The 18988-nt window shown below is 71.0% G+C and carries 18 protein-coding genes; 6 read left to right on the top strand and 12 right to left on the bottom strand.

Annotation, left to right across the window (positions count from 1 at the left end; translation table 11 throughout):
- From SALPAC4_RS25390 to SALPAC4_RS0116830, 8 genes are all read right to left on the bottom strand, one after another.
- A partial coding sequence (locus tag SALPAC4_RS25390; protein WP_033775434.1) for a S8 family serine peptidase occupies positions 1 to 3268 on the bottom strand: 3268 nt, incomplete at its 3' end.
- A gap of 113 nt (positions 3269 to 3381) precedes the next feature.
- Positions 3382 to 3804, bottom strand: coding sequence for a D-aminoacyl-tRNA deacylase (gene dtd / locus SALPAC4_RS0116800; protein WP_019871306.1), 423 nt, complete (start codon positions 3802 to 3804; stop codon positions 3382 to 3384).
- The gene (locus SALPAC4_RS0116805) at positions 3804 to 5288 is read right to left on the bottom strand and encodes a DUF7782 domain-containing protein (protein WP_018740888.1); all 1485 of its coding nucleotides are present in this window, start codon (positions 5286 to 5288) and stop codon (positions 3804 to 3806) included. The genes dtd and SALPAC4_RS0116805 overlap by 1 nt, the downstream gene beginning before the upstream one ends.
- A gap of 113 nt (positions 5289 to 5401) precedes the next feature.
- Positions 5402 to 6457 carry an ABC transporter ATP-binding protein gene (locus SALPAC4_RS0116810; RefSeq protein ID WP_018737496.1) on the bottom strand — a complete coding sequence of 352 codons (1056 nt, stop codon included), beginning with the start codon at positions 6455 to 6457 and terminating at the stop codon, positions 5402 to 5404.
- Positions 6454 to 7989, bottom strand: a complete 1536-nt coding sequence (locus SALPAC4_RS0116815; RefSeq protein ID WP_027644319.1) for an ABC transporter permease — start codon at positions 7987 to 7989, stop codon at positions 6454 to 6456. The genes SALPAC4_RS0116810 and SALPAC4_RS0116815 overlap by 4 nt, the downstream gene beginning before the upstream one ends.
- A gap of 65 nt (positions 7990 to 8054) precedes the next feature.
- Entirely contained in the window at positions 8055 to 9122 is a 1068-nt protein-coding gene (locus SALPAC4_RS0116820) for an iron ABC transporter substrate-binding protein (RefSeq protein WP_019871308.1), read from the bottom strand.
- Positions 9123 to 9316: 194 nt separating this feature from the next.
- Entirely contained in the window at positions 9317 to 9505 is a 189-nt protein-coding gene (locus SALPAC4_RS0116825) for a DUF397 domain-containing protein (protein WP_019871309.1), read from the bottom strand.
- On the bottom strand, positions 9496 to 10260 hold the full coding sequence (locus tag SALPAC4_RS0116830; RefSeq protein WP_020113522.1) for a DUF5753 domain-containing protein: 765 nt from the start codon (positions 10258 to 10260) through the stop codon (positions 9496 to 9498). Before SALPAC4_RS0116830 ends, SALPAC4_RS0116825 begins: the two co-directional genes overlap by 10 nt.
- Before the next feature lie 189 nt (positions 10261 to 10449).
- Between SALPAC4_RS0116830 and SALPAC4_RS26695 the strand changes: the two genes are divergently transcribed.
- The 3 genes from SALPAC4_RS26695 (at position 10450) to SALPAC4_RS0116840 (ending at position 11473) form a co-directional block, all read left to right on the top strand.
- Positions 10450 to 10635 carry a hypothetical protein gene (locus tag SALPAC4_RS26695; RefSeq protein ID WP_080640914.1) on the top strand — a complete coding sequence of 62 codons (186 nt, stop codon included), beginning with the start codon at positions 10450 to 10452 and terminating at the stop codon, positions 10633 to 10635.
- Complete coding sequence (locus SALPAC4_RS0116835; RefSeq protein WP_026185306.1) at positions 10632 to 10970, top strand: hypothetical protein; 339 nt, start codon at positions 10632 to 10634, stop codon at positions 10968 to 10970. The genes SALPAC4_RS26695 and SALPAC4_RS0116835 overlap by 4 nt, the downstream gene beginning before the upstream one ends.
- 140 nt (positions 10971 to 11110) lie before the next feature.
- Positions 11111 to 11473, top strand: coding sequence for a DUF3099 domain-containing protein (locus tag SALPAC4_RS0116840; RefSeq protein ID WP_019848922.1), 363 nt, complete (start codon positions 11111 to 11113; stop codon positions 11471 to 11473).
- Positions 11474 to 11479: 6 nt separating this feature from the next.
- On the opposite strand, the gene SALPAC4_RS0116845 is transcribed toward SALPAC4_RS0116840, so the two are convergent.
- Together SALPAC4_RS0116845 and SALPAC4_RS0116850 are read right to left on the bottom strand one after the other, a co-directional pair.
- Positions 11480 to 12376, bottom strand: a complete 897-nt coding sequence (locus SALPAC4_RS0116845) for a carbohydrate kinase family protein (protein ID WP_019871310.1) — start codon at positions 12374 to 12376, stop codon at positions 11480 to 11482.
- Positions 12373 to 13347: a pseudouridine-5'-phosphate glycosidase gene (locus tag SALPAC4_RS0116850; RefSeq protein WP_188116852.1), complete on the bottom strand. Its 975-nt coding sequence runs from the start codon at positions 13345 to 13347 to the stop codon at positions 12373 to 12375. The genes SALPAC4_RS0116845 and SALPAC4_RS0116850 overlap by 4 nt, the downstream gene beginning before the upstream one ends.
- A 32-nt stretch (positions 13348 to 13379) precedes the next feature.
- On the opposite strand from SALPAC4_RS0116850, the gene SALPAC4_RS0116855 reads away from it, so the two are divergent.
- Both SALPAC4_RS0116855 and SALPAC4_RS0116860 read left to right on the top strand, forming a co-directional pair.
- Positions 13380 to 13604 carry a DUF3039 domain-containing protein gene (locus SALPAC4_RS0116855; RefSeq protein WP_018220546.1) on the top strand — a complete coding sequence of 75 codons (225 nt, stop codon included), beginning with the start codon at positions 13380 to 13382 and terminating at the stop codon, positions 13602 to 13604.
- Between the two features lie 253 nt (positions 13605 to 13857).
- Positions 13858 to 15591 (top strand): DEAD/DEAH box helicase, encoded by a 1734-nt coding sequence (locus tag SALPAC4_RS0116860; RefSeq protein ID WP_019871311.1) that lies wholly within the window; start codon positions 13858 to 13860, stop codon positions 15589 to 15591.
- Between the two features lie 153 nt (positions 15592 to 15744).
- On the opposite strand, the gene SALPAC4_RS0116865 is transcribed toward SALPAC4_RS0116860, so the two are convergent.
- Complete coding sequence (locus SALPAC4_RS0116865) at positions 15745 to 15978, bottom strand: DUF7455 domain-containing protein (protein ID WP_012181646.1); 234 nt, start codon at positions 15976 to 15978, stop codon at positions 15745 to 15747.
- A 277-nt stretch (positions 15979 to 16255) separates the two neighbouring features.
- Entirely contained in the window at positions 16256 to 17875 is a 1620-nt protein-coding gene (locus SALPAC4_RS0116870) for an RNA polymerase sigma factor (protein ID WP_019871312.1), read from the bottom strand.
- A 281-nt stretch (positions 17876 to 18156) separates the two neighbouring features.
- On the opposite strand from SALPAC4_RS0116870, the gene SALPAC4_RS0116875 reads away from it, so the two are divergent.
- Positions 18157 to 18966: an inositol monophosphatase family protein gene (locus SALPAC4_RS0116875; RefSeq protein WP_019871313.1), complete on the top strand. Its 810-nt coding sequence runs from the start codon at positions 18157 to 18159 to the stop codon at positions 18964 to 18966.
- Positions 18967 to 18988 lie beyond the last annotated feature (22 nt).

Consider the following 18988-nt stretch of genomic DNA (forward strand, 5'->3'; position numbering starts at 1 on the left):
CCAGCCGGTACGGCAGCGTCCCGGCCGGCACCTCCTCTCTGATCAGATGGGCAAAGTTTTGGTTCTCGTGTAGCAGGGTGTCGCCCTGATACAGCTTGATGTGTTCCTGTGCCGTGGGATACCTCATCGCTCCGCTGTAGTCGAGCACGGCGCCCGACGGGCTCCAGGAATGTGGGTTGAGAGTCATCTGGTCCTGGTATCGACTATTTCGGAGATAGGACGACTGGTTGAAGGCTGGTCGGATGGCGGGTGCGAACCAGTCCACCTCGGTGGTCGTGCCCTCGGCGTAGGTATGCGCGTCCGCCGCGGTGTAAAAGTCACGCTGGATGTGGCCGTCAACCCAGGGGATGTCGGGGGTGACCCATTCGGTGCGGGTGCTGGGATGCCACTCCGGCTCGAGGGCCCCGAGGGGAAGGCCGATGGCCGTGTCGGCGCGGTAGCCAGCGCCTTCGGTGTCTTGGACGGCGTGGTAGCGGGCGTCGATTCGGGCTAGGTCGCTGTGGCTGGGGTGGTAGGTGAGGGGCTGGTCGGGCACCTGTTCGTGCCAGACCTGGACCAGGTCGTAGATGGTGTCGGGGTACTGCTCCTGGTTGACCTTCAGCGGGGGTATGCCGTGTTCGGCGAGCTTGATCAGGATGTTTCCGATGTCGCGGTGGACGCTGGCGACGGGGATGGGTGCTTCGCCGGCATCTTCGTGGAGGATTCCGGGGTTGTCGTTGACGACCAGTAGGAGTGCGGCTCCGGCTGCGGCTGCGGCGGCGGCCCGGCCAGCTGCGCTGATGTCGTCGCTGCGGGTGACGACGGCGATTTTGCCGTCGGCGTCGAGGTTGGCGTAGTCCTCGGGGGTGCCGGTGCCGGCGTAAACGGGGTGTAGCCATTGTTTGCCGGTGGTGATGGTGCTGCCGGGTTGGACGACGGCGTCGATGGGGAGTAGGCCGAGGGCGCGCAGGCTCAGGACCGGGGCACCCTTACGCCACTTAGCTGCCATCGCGAAAGCGTTCTCGGTGCTCTTCTCGGTCGGCAGGACATACAGGTCGTCGTATCCGGGCGAGATGGAGTGGACGTAGTAGAGCGGCCCGGCACCGGTGCCGTAGTCGATGGTGTACTGGAGCAGCCGCTGTCGGTCTTCACTGCGTTGCGGGGTGGTGGTGTCGAGCAGTCGTGCCTTGCTGGCGTCCAGAATCACCTCGGTTGGTTTGTCGAGCACGACTTCCGGGGCGGCCAGCAGGACGAGGCCGAGGGAGTCAGCTCGTTCACCCGGGACCTCCGCTTTCGTCTCCAGCGTGTAGGTCCCCGGTGGCAGGCGCAGCGTCCGTTCACCATCGACCGGGATGTACCGGGGGAACCATTCGCCTGCTGCCCGTAGCACGACGAATTCTTGGGTGGGGTCGCCGCTACGGTCGCGGAGTTTGATGGTCAGGCCGTAGCGTTCGTCCTCTTTGAGGAGGCCGAGGGCGGTGCGGGTGATGGTGTCGCCGGTGGTGGGGTCGGTGCCGACGAGGTGGCCGGAGTGTGAACCGATGGCGATTCCACTCGGGTCAGCGGTTACCGGGACGTCCACCTGGCCGCCCGCGGGCACGGTCACCGTGGAGTCGTTGAGGGTGAACGCGTCGCTGCCGGTGGTGGCCAGGTCGAGGGTGACTGGGGTGGTGCCGGTGTTGGTGAAGGTGACCGGTTCGGTGGCGGGGGTGTCGGTGGGCTGGTGCGGCCATTCGAAGTAGCCGATGAATGCCGTGCCGGCGGCTTGTACGGTGCTGTCCACGGCTGCTGCCACGTCGAGTCGGCCGGTGCCGACCTGGAACGCGGTGTAGCTGTCGCTCAGCGTCTCGGCGCTGCTCATTAGGGCGTCTTTGAGCTGCTGGCCGGTCCAGTCGGGGTGTTGCTGGGCGAGGATGGCTGCTGCTCCGGCCACGTGTGGGGCCGCCATTGAGGTACCGGTCTTGATTGTGTACATGCCGTCGCCGGTGCTGTGTTGGGAGCGGGCGGCGTTGATGGCGACGCCGGGGGCGGTCAGGTCGGGCTTGAGCCCTCCGCTCCCGGCCAGTGGTCCGACGCTGGAGAAACCGGCGAGTTGGTCCTGTTTGTCCACGGCGCCGACAGTGAGTGCGCTTTCGGCGTTGCCGGGGGTGCCGATGGTCGTTCCGTTGTTGCCGGCGGCGATGACGAAGAGGGTGTCGTGTCGTGCGGAGAGGTTCTCCACCGCCAGGGTCATCGGGTCGAGGACATCGGTGCGGGCCGCGTTGCCGAGGCTCATGTTGACCACGTCGGCGCCGGATTCGGCGGCCCACTGCATGCCGGCGATGATCCAGGAGTCCTGGCCGACGCCTCCGTTGTTGAGGACTTTTCCGTTGAGTAGGTCGGCTGCGGGTGCGACGCCGGTGTTGTCGCTGTCGGAGGCGGCGCCGGTGCCGGCGATGATCGAGGCGACGTGGGTGCCGTGTCCCTGTGGGTCGGTGGTGTCCTGGTCGGGGACGAAGCTGACGCTGTCCTTGATTTGGTCGGTGAGGTCGGGGTGGGTGGGGTCGATGCCGGTGTCGAGGACGGCGACGGTGACGCCGTCGCCGTCGTAGCCGGCCTCCCACGCCTCGGGGGCGCCGACCTGGGGGACGCTGTCAGCGAGGGTGGCGTGCACCTGGCCGTCGAGCCAAAGCTTGGTTACACCGCTGGCCCGGGTCTGACTGGAGCCCTCGGTGATGGTGGTCCAGAGGGTGCGGGTGTCTTGCTTGTCGGTGGTGAGGGCGTGGCCGTTGATGGCCGGTAGGTCGTGGGTCAGCGTTGCACCCTCGGGGGCGGTGCTGGTGGTGGTGCGGGCTGCTGCTTCCGGGTAGGTGGCGATTAGCGGTATGTCGGTGGTGTGGGCGTCGTCGTAGCCCATGTCGATGAGGTCGGTGACGTTGAACAGTCGCTGGTCGAGTCGGTCGTCGGCGAGCAGGGGGATGGCTTCATCGGGGATGACGTAGAGGTCGTCGCCGTGTTGTTGGACGCTGAAGCCGCCGGTGGCGTCGTCGGGCTGGTCGACCTCGGTGAGGGGTTTGCCGTCGGCGAGGGTGCGGACGGTGACGATGTCGCCGGTGACCAGGGTGACGGTGTGCGCCTCCGGCGCGGTGCCGGCAGTGGCGAGGGGGGCGGTTGTCGGGGACAGGCCGGCGTTCGCGGCGGCCGGATCGATCGCGGCGACGGAAGCCGCGATCATCCCGGCGGCCACAACGGCGGCGATCAGCCGCCGCCGTGAGCCGCCAGCAGCGAACGGGCTTGAATGGGAAGACATAGACATGGTTCTACCCACCGCGCCCGGAAAGGTAAACACTCCGTGAGTTCTTGACTACCTAGCGGCGGGTTTGTCAGAGTGGACGAGCCCGTGCCGAGCGGTCGGCGCCGCGATCAGAGGTCGAGCAGGATGGTGCGCGGGCCGACGTTCACGCTCTCCACCAGCATCTGGGCCCGGAAGCGCCCAGTCTCCACCTTGGCCCCACGGGCGCGCAGCTCCTCAACGACCGCAGTGACCAGGGGCTCGGCCACCTCCGCCGGGGCGGCGGCGGTCCAACTCGGGCGGCGGCCCTTGCGGGCGTCCCCGTAGAGGGTGAACTGGCTGACCACCAGGATCGGGGCACCGAGGTCGGCGGCCGACCGTTCCCCGTCGAGGATCCGCAGCTCGTGCACCTTGCGGGCGAGGGTTTGGGCGGTCTGCGTCGTGTCGGAGTGGGTCACCCCGAGCAGCACCAGCAGGCCGTCGTCGATCGCCCCCACCACCACATCGTCAACCGTGACCTGGGCCCGGCCGACCGTCTGCACCACCGCCCGCATCACTTCACCACCGGCTCGACGAAACCGCGCTCGACCAGGTGGGCCACGATCGGGCCGGCCGCCTCCGCCAGCTCGCCCGGGGCCACGTCGTGCGCGGAGGCGAGCAGGGCGAGCTGATCGCGCAGCGGCAACCGCCCATCCGCCCCGCCGACCAGGGCCAGGACGATTGGATCGATCTCCTCGGTCCAGCGTAGGCCGTGCGGCATGGCGAGGATCTGTCGGTTTACCGACCACCCCTCGTCGCTCATGGTGGCCTCCTGCCGCAGTTGGAGGTCGTCGGCGGCCCGGTAACGCGCCGCGAGTAGGCCGTCGGTGTCGCGGACCCGGAGCCACTCCTGGCGGTCGAACCATTCGGTGACGCGGTCGCCGAGCGGCGTCTCGACCAGTTGACGCAGCTCCTCCACCCGGACGACCGGGTCGTCGTGGCCGGAGCGGCGCAGCGAGACGATGCCGAAGCCGATCGCCTCGACCTTGTGCGCGTCGAACCAGTCCAACCACTCGGCCATCCGTTCCGGGCTGGCCGTTTCGCCGACATCGGAGAGCCACAGGTTGACGTACGCCATCGGGTCGGCGACCTCGCGCTGGATCACCCAGGCGTCCAGCCCACTGCCGGCGAACCAGCCGGCGACCCGCTCGGCCCAGTCCTCACCGGCGACGTGCACCCAGTTCGCGAGGTACTGCATGGTGCCGCCCTCGGTGAGCAGGCTCGGGGCGGCGGCGGCCAACTCGGCGCCGATCGCGTCGCCCACCCGCCCGGAGTCGCGATAGACGTGCGTGGTGGTGCCCGGCCCGACAACGAACGGTGGGTTGCTGACCACCAGATCGAAGCGGCGCCCGGCGACCGGGGCGGTCAGGTCGCCGCGAAGCAGCTCCCAGTCCTGCCCGTTGAGGGCGGCGGTGGTCGCGGCGAAGCGCAGCGCCCGCTCGGAGAGGTCGGTGGCCGTGACCCGCCGGGCATGGGTGGAGAGGTGCAGGGCCTGGACGCCGGAGCCGGTCCCCAGGTCGAGTGCGGTCTCGACCGGCTGCCGGACCGTCGCCCCGATCAGGGTCTGGGTGGCGCCGCCGATGCCCAGTACATGCTCGGCCTGCAACGCCCGGCCGGGGTGGGTGCTGGCGGGCGCGTCGGCGAGTACCCACCAGTCATCCCCGTACGGCTCCAGGTCGAGGCCCATCCGCAGGCCGTCGCCGTGCCGCTCGACCAGGCCACCGGCGAGCGCTTCCTTGATCGGTAGCGGCGCGAGCGCGGTGGCGACCGCCTCGTACGGCTCGGTCTGTTCGCAGACGAAGAGCCGGATCAGGGTGGCGAGGGGATCGCGGTCCTCGGTGGCGCGCAGCGCGGCTCGGAAGTCGTTGCGGGCCATGCCGCCGGTCGCCTGCGACCCCAGCCGGCCGGCGATCCCGTTCGAGGTGAAGTTCGCCCGGGTCAGCGCGTTGCGCAGCGCCGCCACGCCGGCGGGGGAGAAGAGCATGTCATCTGGGTCCACGTCGCTATCCTGCCCGCCATCGACATCGTCGTGGGCGGCACCCGCCGGACTTCGGCCGCAGGTGTCAGCCAAGCGGGGCCTGCGTCGCCACGGCGTCGCCGGGGCTGCCGCGCCTACACGCTGATCAGAGTGGAGGTGACGGTGGTGGGGAAGACGCGGGCGGTGCCCTCGACGGTGACTCCGACCTCGGCACCTACCGGCACCGTCGGACTGCCGTCGAGGATCCGGGCGGTGACCCGGGTGCCATCGGCCAGCCGGAGGCCGACCAGCGCGTCGTGCCCGTGGAAATCGTGCCGCAGCACGGTGGCGGTGACCGTCCCCGGGCCGGTGCCCAGGCGGACCTGCTCCGGTCGGACCAGGATGGTCACCGGGCCGGCCGGGGCGCCGTCGGCGACCGGCACGTCCCCCAGACAGGTGCGTGCGGTGCCGCCGTCCAGGACGACCGCCGGCAGCAACACCGCGTCGCCGACGAAACCGGCCACCCACTCGTCGGCTGGCTCCCGGTAGACGGCGGTCGGCGTCCCGGCCTGTACCACCCGGCCGGCGCGTAGCACCACCACCCGGTCGGCCACGGACAGCGCCTCGCCCTGGTCGTGGGTGACCAACACGCCGGTCGCTCCGTCGGCGCGTAGGGCCTCCCGGACATCGTGACGCAGCCCGGCCCGGAGCCCGGCGTCGAGGGCGCTGAAGGGTTCATCCAACAGCACCACCGATGGGCGGGGCGCGAGCGCCCGGGCCACCGCGACCCGCTGCTGCTGGCCGCCGGAGAGCTGGTGTGGCATCCGGTGGCCGAGCCCGGCAAGGCCCACTAGGGTCAGCACCTCCTCGATCCGGTCGCCGCGGCGGGCGGCGCGACCCAAGCCGTACCCGACGTTATCGGCGACGCTGAGGTGCGGAAAGAGCGCGCCCTCCTGGGGCACCACGGCAATGCGGCGGCGGTGGGCGGGCAGGTGCCGGCCGGGCCCGGCGATCGGGACACCATCGATGTGGATCTCGCCGTCGTCGAGGCGTTCGAACCCGGCGAGGCAGCGCAGCAGTGTCGTCTTGCCGCAGCCGGAGGGCCCCAGCACGGCGGTGAGTAGCCCGGACGGCACCGTGAGGTCGACACCGGCGAGCGCGGTCACCGCGCCGTACCGCCGGACCACCCCGGTCAGCGCTACCTCACTCATCCCCGGTCCTCCTTGTCGAGCAGGCCGCTGCGGGAGACCAGCAGCCAGGTGGGCAGCGCCGAGATCGCCACCAGTAGCGCCGCGTACGGGGCGGCGGCAGCGTACGCGCCGACCGACGTGGCGGTCCACAGCTCGGTGGCGAGGGTGTCTGTCCCCGTCGGCCGCAGCAGCAGGGTGGCGGGAAGCTCCTTCATGCCGGTCAGGAAGACCAGCGCCGCGCCCGCACCGATGCCGGGCAGGACCAGCGGCAGGGTCACCGTACGCAGCACGGTGAGTGGGCCCCGGCCCAGGGAGCGGGCCACCTCCTCCAGCCCCGGTGGGGACTGGGTGGCGGCGCCGGCAACCGCGCCGACCGCGAGGGGGAGGAAGAGGGTCGCGTACGCCAGCGCCAGCAGCCAGCGGGTCTGGTAAAGCGGGTACGCCACGGTGATACCGAAGAAGATCAGCGACAGCCCGATCACGACCCCGGGCAGCGCGTGGGCGAGGTACACGAGCCGGTCCAGCACCGTGGTCAGCGCGTTGGGCGCGCGGGCGACGAGCAGCCCCAACGGCAGCGCCAGCAGCATGGTCAGCGCCGCGCCACTCAACGAGACGGTCAACGAGTTGCCGGCGGCGACGGCCACCTCGGCCAGGGCACCTGGGCGGGACACACCGTCGGCGAGCCGTCGGGCCAGGCTCAGCGCGGGTACCCCGAGGGCGAGTGCCGCCACGCCGAGCAGCGCGGCGATCGCCGGCCAGCGGGCGGCGCCGAGCTGCAGCCGGGCCGGCGGGCGGCGGATGCCGCCGAGCCGTGCGTAGCGGGCGCCCCGCCGGCGGGTGGTGGTCTCTGCGGTGAGCAGCAGCATGGTCAGCACCACCAGCACGCTGGCGAGTACCAACGCACCGGTGCGGTCGAACCCCAGGTCGAACGCGACGAAGATGGCTCGGGTGAAGGTGTCGGTGCGCAGGATCGAGACGGCCCCGAAATCGGAGAGCACGTAGAGGGCGACCAGCAGCCCGCCCGCCGCCGTAGCGGGACGGATCTGGCGTAGGGTCACCGCGGTGAACGTCTGCCATCCGCTGCGCCCCAGTGACCGGGACACCTCCTCCTGGGCCGGGTCCGCGCCGCGCAGTGCCGCCGCGACCGGCAGGAAGACGTACGGGTAGGAGCAGAGCGTCAGCACCAGCGCCGCCGGCCAGAAGCCCTCCAGCCCGCGTATCTCGGAGAGCCAGGCGAAGGCCGCGATGTACGTGGGGACGGCCAGCGGCAGCGCCGCCAGCACTGCGAAGAACCGCCGGCCGGGCAGCTCAGTGCGGGTGACCAGGAAGGCGGTGCCGACACCGAGTAGGACGCAGGCGGCGGTGACCACCGCGGCGAGGGCGAGGCTGCGGAGGGCGAGCAGCGCGACCCGCTCGGTCCACAGCTCGTCAACGACTCGGTCCCAGCCGGCCTCCGCGGTGCGGAGCGCGAGGTAGGTCAGGGGCAGCAGGGCTACGACCACCGCCGCGGTCGACGCCGCCAGCAGCACCGGTCGGGGCGTCAGCCGTCGTATCCGATTGGGTACGGCGAAGCGGGTCGGCCTGCTGGTGGCCGACCCCGCCGTGGTCGTCGGAGTGCTCAGGGCACCAGCCCCGAGTCAGTGATCATGGCGACGGTGGCCTCAAGGGTGTCCAGGTCGTTGAGGTCGATGGCGGGCACCTTCAGGTCGGCCAGTGGCGGCACGTACGTCGGACCGGGCACGCCAGTCACCACCGGGTACTCGAAGGTCTCCTCGGCGAAGTACCGCTGGGCCTCCGCGCCGAGCAGGAAGTCGACGAACGCCTGGGCGTCGGCGTCCTCGGCGGCCCGGTTGAGCACCCCGACACCGGCGATGTTCACCAGGGCGCCGGTGTCACCGTCGGGGAAGAAGTGCAGCTTGGCCTTCAACGCCTCCGGCGTGCTGCCCTGCTCCTCGGCGATCGCGCCGAGGTAGTAGTGATTGACCAGTCCCATAGGGACATCGCCGGCGTCAACGGCCTCAACGATCCGGATGTTGTTGTCGAGGATCTGCGCCTCGTTGGCCTTGAGGCCGGAGAGGAATTCCTGCGCCCGCTGGTCGCCGTGCTGCACCCGGATCGCGGTGACGAAGGCCTGGAAGGAGGCGTTGGTCGGAGCGAGCGCGACCTTGCCCTTCCACGCCGGGCCGGTCAGGTCGAAGACGGATGTCGGGAGCTGGTCGGCGGGGACCTGGTCGGCGTTGTAGACCAGCACCCGGGAACGGGCGCTGACTCCGACCCACTGGCCGCTGCGCGCCCGGTAGGTCTCGGTGACCTGGTCGGTGCTGGTCTCCGGCAGCGTGGCGAACATGTCCTGTTTGGCCACGGTGCCGAGGGCGCCGGCGTCCTGGGCGAAGAAGACGTCGGCCGGGGACCGGTCGCCCTCCTCAACGAGCTGCGCCGCCAACTGGGCGGTGGTGGCGTATCGGGGCCGGACCTCGATGCCGGTCTGCTCGGTGAACTTCTCCAGCAGCGGCTTGACGAGCGTCTCGTTCCGCCCGCTGTAGACGGTGATGATCTTGTCGTTGGGCTCGCCAGGGTCGGTGTCATCCGCACCGGACCCGCAGGCGGCCAGGCCAACGACGAGAAGCCCGGTCGCGACGAACGTCGCGGCGGACCGGCGGAAGAGTACAGACACGACGAACCCCATTCACACAACAGGTCGGCGGAGACCAACCCGGTGAAGTTAGCACAGGCTAACCTCACCGTGATGAGGTGTGCGGGATGAATCACGGCGGTGGACCGACCGCGGGTCGACCGGGCCGGCGGCGGGGGTGATCGGCGAGGCAGGTCAGTGCCGGCAGAGGGCAGGTCAGTGCCCGGCGGCGGTCGACAAGCGGTGGGTCAGCGCCGCCGGGTGGAGCCGATGAAGGCCCGCCACGCCGCCGGCCCGAAGGCCAGCGTCGGCCCGAGCGGGTCCTTGCTGTCGCGGACGCCGACGACACCGGGGAGATTGTCGGCCACCTCTACACAGTCGCCGCCGTTACCGCCGCTCTTCGTGCTCTTGCGCCACCGGGCACCGGTCAGGTCCATGCTGCTGCCGCTTCTCTCAGGAGATCCAGGGAACGCCCACGGGGGAGGGCCTCCCCACGGATGAGTTCCCACCGTCGCTCCAGCGTAACAATGTCCGATGTCTTCTCCAGCAGCTGCGCCCGCGCGGGGCTGTCCACGTGGGCCACCCGCGACCCGTCCGGCATGTCGGCGATGGTGAATGGCCCGTCCAGCCCCGGGTAGCTGGGGGCGTCGAGCGGGACGACGTGCAGCTGCACCTTCGGCGACTCGGCGCAGGCCAGCAGGTGGGCGAGCTGCTCGGCCATGAGGGCCCGGCTGTCGCCGACCCGCCGCCGCAGGACCCCGGCGTCCAGCACGGCGATCAGCAGCGGCCCCTGCTCGCGCTGGAGGATCGCCTGGCGGTTGAGCCGCTCCTCGACCAGATCGTCGGTGTCGGTGGTGAGGATGCCGCCGGCGAGCGTCGCCTCCGCGTACGCCTCGGTCTGGAGCAGCCCCGGCACCCAGGCGAGCTGGAAGGCCCGTAACGCGATCGCCTCGCGTTCGACGTTGACCCAGGGGCGGAACCAGACCGGCTCCCGGCGGCGGCTCACGTCCGGCCAAAGGGTGTCGATGTCTCGGCCCAGCAGCTCCGCGACGGTGGCCCGGTGTCGGGCCTGCGGGATGTGGCCGGGGTTGGCCCACCTCGCGGCGGTCTTCGGATGGACGCCGACCTGACCCGCGAGACTTTCGGCGGTGTGCCCCGCCTCGGTGAGCGCTGCGACAAATGCATGGTTCATGCCTGCTCCTACCTGGAACGAAGGGACTGTCCAAAAAACTAAAGGCAACGCTGTGTGATTGTCCAGCTTCGGATTGGAGGGTGATGGCAGGACGGTGCGGCCGGTGCGGACCCGAGCCCACCGGAGGCACTGTCGGGCCGCCCCGCCGGGGGTGGTGGGGCGGCCCTTCCACGCACTGAGGAGGCAGTCATGCGAGTACGTTGGTTCCGTTGTCGGCGTCGTCGGGAAGACACCCCGACGCAGCTACCGCGGCGGGTTCCGGCCGCACCCCAGCCGGCCTGGATGACGGCACCGACCGAGGCGTTTCCCCGGCCCGGTCGGGTCGGTTGGCTGACCCCCGCCCAGTCCTGGCGGGCGAACGGGGGGCGGCGGTGAGGCCGCACTCGTTGCCGCAGCCGAGACTCGGCCCCCACCCCGAGCACCCCCGCCACCGCGCCGGGAACCGGCCGCCGCACACGCCGCTGCGGCCGATGTGGGCATGCCGGGCGTGTGGCCAGCCGTGGCCCTGCGCGGAGGCCCGGCTGCTGTTGAAAGCCGAGTTTGCGACGCGCCCACCCAGTTTGTCGATCTACCTCGCCGGGCTGTTGTACGAGGCGATGCACGACCTGTATCACCTGAACCCGCACGACGGGCCGGGTCCGCGTGAGCTCTTCGACCGGTTCGTGGCCTGGGGCCCCTACCGCCGACCGGCCGGGCAGCCCGGGGAGTGATACCCCGGGCGCCGGACCCACCGATCCTCGCCGGGCCGGGAAGCGAGCCGGAAAGCGAGCCGGAAAGCGAGGTTGACGGCGACCTCCCGCGGCCGAAGGGCGAGGTGACAGGATGAGGGGGATCCCCGAGGAGGTCCGTGGTGAAGCGTCCGGCGTACCAGCCGATCCTGATCACCGACGCCCCGCGCAGCCAGGACGATCAGCTCACCAGCCGCCAGAAGCGGTACGTGCTGATGATGGGCGTCCGGGTGGCGTGTCTGATCGTCGGCGCGATCCTGGTCGGCGTGGAGGCCCCCATGCTCTGGCTCTGGCTGCCCCTGGCCGGCCTGGGCATGATCCTGATCCCGTGGCTGGCCGTGCTGCTGGCCAACGACCGGCCGCCGAAGGAGAAGCACCGCCTCGGTGGCCGGTTCCGGCCCCGGTCCCGCTCCTTGGCGGACCCGGCGCCGATGAGTCTCACGGCCGAGGAACAGCCGCACAAGGTCGTTGACGCCGAGCAGTGACCGGCGTCAGGTCGGTGGTCGGGCCCCCACCTGGCCGACCGCCGACGCGCCCAGGTCACCGGCCCGCTGCAGCACCGCCTCCGGGGTCGTCCCGGTCAGCCAGGTGGAGAGCAGGCCGGCGGCGAAGGCGTCGCCGGCCCCGGTGGGATCGACCACCGTCATCCGTCGGGTCGGGGTTACCGCGATCATGGCGTCCCGGTCCACCCAGACCGCGCCGGCCGCTCCCCGTTTGACCACCACCCGCCGGGCCGAGGCGGAGAGCACCCGCCCCTGCGCCGCCGGGTCGAGCCCGCCCGCCAGCACTCGGGCCTCCGCGGCGTTGACCAGGAGCAGGTCGATGCCGCGTACCCAGGTCAGGAAGGCCGCCGCGCCGACCCGCCGCAGCGGTGCCGCGCTGGCCGCGTCCACGCTGATCGAGAGCCCCCGTTCGCGGGCCGCGGCCAGTGCGTGGAGTCCGGCCGGTCGGGACTCGGCATCCAGCAGGGTGTAACCGGACAGGTGTAGATGGCCGGCGTCCGGCGCGGCGTCCAGAGCGGCGTCCACCGCCGCCGGCGAAAGCCACAGGTTCGCCCCCCGCTCGGTGACCATCGTGCGTTCGTCGCTGGTGGCCAGCACCAGGACCGTTCCGGTGGGGACCTCGGGTACCTGGGTGACCGCGCAGTCGACCCCGCCGCGCTCCAACTCGGCGACCCGGTCCCGGCCGGGACCGTCGTCGCCCACCGCCCCGACCAACGTCACGGGCATGCCCAGCGCGCCCAGCCAGGCCGCGGTGTTCGCCGCCTGGCCACCCCCGGTGAACCGGATCTCGGCCGGTGTGTCCGAACCGGTCGTGAGCGGTCCGGCCAGCACCGCCACCACGTCGGTGATCAGGTCGCCGACGACGACCACCCGGGGTGGCGTCATGCCTGCCGGGCAGCCGACGCGACTGCGATCCGGGCGGCGAGGTCGGCGTTGCGCAGGATGATCCGGATGTTTACCGCGAGGCTGGCCCCCTCGGTCGCGGAGTGGAAGTGCGCCAGCAGGAACGGGGTCACCGCCTTGCCGGTGATCCCCTCCCGCCGCAACAGTGCCAGCCCCTCGGCCAGGGTGCGATCGTGTAGCGCCGGGTCGAGCTGCTCGTCAGTGGGCAGCGGGTTGGCCACGACCAGGCCCCCGGAGTGCAACCCGTGCTGCTCCTGGGCGGCGAGCGCCCCCGCCACCTGCTCCGGCGAGTCGACCGACCAGTCCAGGTCGAAGCCGCCGTCGGTGAGGTAGAAGCCGGGGAAGCGGCGGGTGCGGTAGCCGACCACCCCGACCCCGAGTGTCTCCAGGCGTTCCAACGTGGCGCCCGAGTCGAGAATCGACTTCACCCCGGCGCAGACCACGGCGATCGGCGTACGGGCCAGGGTCGTCAGGTCGGCGGACTCGTCGAAGCTCTGGGCCGCCTCGCGGTGCACGCCGCCGAGACCGCCGGTGGCGAACACCCGGATCCCCGCCGCCGCGGCCACCGCGCTGGTAGCAGCCACGGTCGTGGCGCCGTCCGCGCCGGTCGCGGCGGCCACGGCGAGATCGCGTACGGAGAGCTTGGCCACGTCGTCAACGGTGGCGAGGCGGGTCAGCTCCGCGTCGTCGAGGCCGACCACGAGCTGGCCGGCGACCATACCGATGGTGGCCGGTACCGCGCCGGCGTCGCGGACGGTTTGCTCGATCTCGCGGGCCACCCGGAGGTTGTCCGGCTGGGGCAGGCCGTGCGAGACGATTGTGCTCTCGAGCGCTACCACGGGACGGCCGACGCGGAGCGCGTCGGCGACCTCGGCGCCGTGTCGGAGGTGAAAGGTGGTCACAGTGCCCAACCGTACGGCGTCGGTCAGTCGGGCTCGAAGTAGACCGGGCAAAGGGTGACCTGCCAGACTTGGCGGGTGGAGGTATGGAAGTGAGCACACAGGTTCTCGAGCGTCCCGAGGTGAAGGACGCCGACACCGGCCCCGAGATGTTCCATTACGTGCGCAAAGAGAAGATCGCCGAGAGTGCCGTGATGGGCACCTACGTCGTGGCGCTCTGCGGCGAGACCTTCCCGGTCACCAAGTCGGCCAAGCCGGGCTCACCGGTCTGCCCCAAGTGCAAGGAGATCTACGAGTCAATGCGCGAGTGAGTCGACCGCAGGCTGGTCCGCCGCCCGCGCGAGCTGTGGCGGTGCTCACCGCTCCGTCCCCCTTCCGTCAACCGTGGCGTCGAGTGGGGCGTACGGCGCTCGCTGGTTATGCTGGGCCGGCCCTCGCGGCACTGCGCGCGGGGGTGTTTTCATGGGCGGCGGCGGCGCCGATGCCGGTACGGCTCAGAGGCGTGCGTTCGTAACCCGCGATCCTCGGTCGGGGCCGTCCCGCCGGCGGTGAGAGGAGCTTCGCGTGGCAGCCCGGACGCCAACGCTCGAGACGTTCCCAGCCCTGCGCGCCTGGCAGCGCCGGGCGCTGGTGGAGTACCTACGTCGGCGGGAGCCGGATTTCACGGCGGTGGCCACCCCGGGGGCCGGTAAAACCACGTTCGCCCTTCGGGTCGCCGCCGAGCTGCTCGCCGATGGCAGCATCGAGGCGATCACCGTGGTCGCCCCGACCGAGCACCTCAAGACCCAGTGGGCGCAGGCTGCGGCCCGGGTCGGCATCCAGCTCGACGCGGCCTTCCGGAACGCGGATCTGCACTCGTCGGCGGACTTCCACGGGGCGGTGGTCACCTACGCCCAGGTGGGGATGGCGCCGCAGGTGCACCGGCGGCGCACCCTGACCCGGCGCACCCTGGTCATCCTCGACGAGATCCACCACGCTGGCGACTCCCGGACCTGGGGGGACGGGGTGCAGGCGGCCTTCGAGGGCGCGGAGCGCCGGCTCATGCTCACCGGTACCCCGTTTCGCTCCGACGACAACCCGATCCCGTTCGTCAGCTACGAGCGGGGCGGGGACGGCCTCCTGCGATCCCGCGCCGACTCCGTCTACGGCTACGCCGACGCGCTGCACGACGGCGTGGTACGCCCGGTGCTCTTCCTGGCCTACTCGGGGGAGACCCGGTGGCGGACGAACGCCGGTGAGGAGCTGGCCGCCCGGCTCGGGGAGCCGATGACCCAGGATCTGATCGCGCAGGCGTGGCGGACCGCGCTCGACCCGGCCGGCGACTGGATGCCGCAGGTGCTGCGGGCGGCGGATGCCCGGCTGACCGTGCTGCGTAACGCGGGGATGCCCGACGCCGCTGGGCTGGTGATCGCCAGTGACCAGCAGACCGCCCGGTCGTACGCGAAGCTCATCGAGCAGGTGACCGGGGAGAAGGCCGCCGTGGTGCTCTCCGACGACGCGGGTGCCTCGGACCGGATCGCGACGTTCGCGGCGGGTGAGCAGCGTTGGCTGGTGGCGGTCCGGATGGTCTCCGAAGGGGTGGACATCCCGCGGCTCGCCGTCGGCGTCTACGCCACCAGCGCCAGCACCCCGCTCTACTTCGCCCAGGCTATCGGGCGGTTCGTCCGGGCCCGCCGGCCGGGGGAGACGGCGTCGGTCTTCCTGCCCAGCGTCCCGCACCTGCTCGGCCTCGCCAGCGAGATGGAAGCCGAGCGGGATCATGTGCTGGGCAAGCCGAAGGAGCAGGAGGGCTTCGACGACGACCTGCTGGAGCGCGCCCAGCGGGACGACCAGGCCAGCGGTGAACTGGAGAAGCGGTTCGCCGCGCTCTCGGCGACCGCCGAGCTGGATCAGGTGATCTTCGACGGCGCGTCCTTTGGCACCGCCGCTCAGGCCGGTACGCCGGAGGAGGAGGAGTACCTCGGGCTGCCCGGGCTGCTCACCGCTGATCAGGTGGCCATGCTGCTGTCCAAGCGGCAGGCAGAGCAGCTCGCCGCGTCGCGACGCCGGGGCACCGCGCGGCCGGCTGAGCCGGCCGCGGCGACCGCTGCCGCCCCGCCGGCGCCGATGAGCGCGGCCCAGCGCCGGGTGGCGCTGCGCCGACAGTTGAACGCCCTGGTGGCTACCCGGCATCACCACACCGGCCAGCCGCACGGCAAGATCCATGCGGAGCTTCGCCGTCGCTGCGGTGGTCCGCCCAGCGCCCAGGCGACGATTGAGCAGCTGGAGGAGCGGATCGCCACCGTCCAGACCCTCTGACCCGACCCGCCGCCGATCGGTCCCCCGGAACAGGAGGGCAGCTACCGGGCACGAAGACGGTAGGCGCGGACACGAGGACGGTAGGCCGCCGGAGACCACAAAGCCGGCCGGGCCCACGGGGCCCGGCCGGCTTTCATGTTCAGTTGCGGATCCTCAGTTGGTCATCAGATCGGCGCCACGCCAGCTGAACTCCGGGTCCGCCGCGTACCGCACAGTGATCTTGACGAGATCCTCCGCGTACTTGTTCGCGTGATGTCCGCAAAATACCAGTTCCCCGCCGCCAGCAAGGGTAATGCGGAGCTTGCCGGCAGCATTGCAGCGGTCGCACCGTTCATCGGCGGCCGGGGGGCTCACCGTCTCGGGCGGCGGCGTGAGGGTCGGGGTCATCGCCTTCCTCCTCTGGTCGTCACCGATGAACACTCTCTTCGGTCGTTGCTCACCTATCGTGCAACACCCTGATCAGGGCGCGCGTTCCCTGTGTGCCCGCGGGGGACCGAGGTCACACCTGACTCCGACAGCGTCCCTGTACTAAGGGTGCCACGTCAACGATCACAACCCGGCAACCATCCGACCAACGGATGGGGTTGCGCGGAGAGTGCTCAAACTGACACGCTTAGTTGACATCTGCCGTGAGGTCCGGCGCGGATTTCGGTCCCAGCGCCCCCTAGTCCAGGTAATCCCGGAGAACCTGCGACCGGGACGGGTGACGCAGCTTGGACATCGTCTTGGACTCGATCTGCCGGATGCGCTCTCGGGTCACCCCGTAAACCTGGCCGATTTCGTCCAGCGTACGTGGCTGACCATCGGTCAGGCCGAACCGGAGGCGGACCACCCCGGCCTCCCGCTCGGACAGCGTCTGCAGCACCTGCTGGAGCTGGTCCTGGAGGAGCGAGAATGACACCGCGTCAACCGCGACCACGGCCTCGGAGTCCTCGATGAAGTCACCGAGCTGGCTGTCGCCCTCGTCGCCGATGGTCTGGTCGAGCGAGATCGGCTCCCGGGCGTACTGCTGGATCTCCAGCACCTTCTCCGGTGTGATATCCATCTCTTTTGCGAGCTCCTCCGGAGTGGGCTCGCGGCCCAGGTCCTGGAGCAGCTCGCGTTGGATCCGGCCGAGCTTGTTGATCACCTCGACCATGTGCACCGGGATGCGGATGGTACGGGCCTGGTCGGCCATGGCGCGGGTGATGGCCTGGCGGATCCACCAGGTGGCGTAGGTGGAGAACTTGTAGCCCTTGGTGTAGTCGAACTTCTCGACGGCGCGGATCAGGCCGAGGTTGCCTTCCTGGATCAGGTCGAGGAAGGCCATCCCACGGCCGGTGTAGCGCTTGGCGAGCGACACCACCAGGCGGAGGTTCGCCTCCAGGAGATGGTTCTTTGCCCGCTCCCCGTCCCGCGAGATCCACATCATGTCGCGCTGCATGTCGCGGCTGAACTTCTCGTCGCTCTCCTCCGCCGCGCGCAGCTGCTCGGTGGCGTAGAGACCGGCCTCGATCCGCTTGGCGAGCTCGACCTCCTGCTCGGCGTTGAGGAGCGGGACCTTGCCGATCTGCTTCAGGTACGCCCGGACGGAGTCGGCGGAGGCGGTCAGCTCCGCGTCCCGGCGGGCCTGCTTGAGGGCCTCGGACTCCTCGTCGTCCCACTCGAAGTCGTTGTCGCTGGCGGAGTTGGCCGCGTCGGTCTCGGCGGCCCGGGTCAGCTCCGCCGGCTCGTCAACCACCACGTCCTCGATCTCGGCGGCCAACTCCTCCGCGTCGACCTCGCCGGCAGCCCCGCTCTTGGTGGACTTCGTGGCCTTCGCGGTCTTCGTCGTGGTCTTCGCCGGGCCGGTCGCCGCGGCCACGGTTGCCTTGGTGGCCCGGGTGGCCTTCTTCGCCGGCACGGCCTTGGCGCCGTCGGCGGCAGCACCGGCGGCCTTGCGGGCGGTGGCCTTCCGCGGCGCTGGGGCCGGTGCCTCGGCCCCCGTCGGTGCAGCCTTGGAAGTGGGCGCGGCGGCCTTCTTGGTGGTCTTGGCGGTGGTGGCCCGGGAGGCTGGGGTGGTCGACCGGGCGGCGGCCACCCGGCGGCGTGGGGTGGTGCTGGCCGAACCGTCAACCACGACGGTCACCCCCGCCTCCGAGAGCGCCCGGAGGATCTTCTTGGCCTGGGCCGGAGTCACCTCGGCTGACTCGACAGTGCGCGCGAGCTGTGCCGACGTGAGCTGACCACCGGCGCTCTGCGCATGTGCGATCAAGGTGTCGGTGAGCGAACGAACGTCGGCGCCGGTCTGGCGGGGTTCTGTCACGAATGACCTTCCGGTGGCGAAGAGCGAGCACGGCAGGGTCGTCCGGCGTGGGGCGGAGCGCGGTGCCGGGCGAGTCGTTGGCCCCCCGTGTCGCGGGCCCGCCGGTTGGTGGCGGTCCGTGGCGCGTGGGCAGGGTGAATTGTAACGCTGTCCACGGCGATCATTCGGCGGCGCACGCCGGACCGCCGATTGGACCGCCGATTTGGCGCGGATGTGGACTTTGAAAGGATGATACCCGCATATGGTCGCGACCACCCCGGTCGTGCGGGAAGGGGACGAGAATGGTCCGCTCGGTACCGGAGCCGCGGGAACTGCTGGAGATCGCGATCGAGGTGGCGCGGGAGGCAGCCGCGACGGCGTACCGGATGCGCAGTCAGGGTGTCTCGGTGGCCGCGACCAAGAGCACCGTCACCGACGTGGTGACCGCGGCCGACCGGGCGGTGGAGCGGCAGGTGCGCGAGGCGCTGCGCCGGCTCCGGCCGGGAGACTCCGTGCTGGGTGAGGAGTACGGGGAGGCGGGCACCGCTGGCGCTGTCCGATGGATCGTTGATCCCATCGACGGCACCGTCAACTACCTGTACGGCATTCCGCACAGCGCGGTCTCGCTCGCCGCTGAGGTGGACGGGGTGGTGGTCGCCGGCGTGGTGCGCAACGTCGTCACCGGTGAGGAGTGGACCGCGACCGTCGGTGGCGGCGCCTGGCGGGACGGCCAACGACTGCGCTGCTCCACCGAGCCAGATCTGGGCCAGGCCCTGGTGGCCACCGGCTTCGGCTACGACCCGCGCCGCCGGCAGCATCAGGGCCGCGTACTGGTCGAGCTGATCCCGCACATCCGTGACATCCGTCGGTTCGGCGCGGCGGCCCTCGATCTCTGCCTCACCGCCGAGGGGCGGGTGGACGCCTACTACGAGAAGGGGCTAGCCGCCTGGGACCTCGCCGCGGGAGGGCTGGTGGCCACCGAAGCCGGACTCCGGGTCGGCGGCTTGGGTGGGGCGCCGGCCGGGCCGGATCTGGTGATCGCCGCACCCCCGGGGCTCTTTGCGCCGCTGCACGACCGGCTGGCCGACCTCGACGCCGCCGGCGGCCCCTGAGAACCGACCGCCGGCGGTCCCG

The sequence above is a fragment of the Salinispora oceanensis genome (assembly GCF_000383575.1).
GTDB lineage: Bacteria > Actinomycetota > Actinomycetes > Mycobacteriales > Micromonosporaceae > Micromonospora > Micromonospora oceanensis.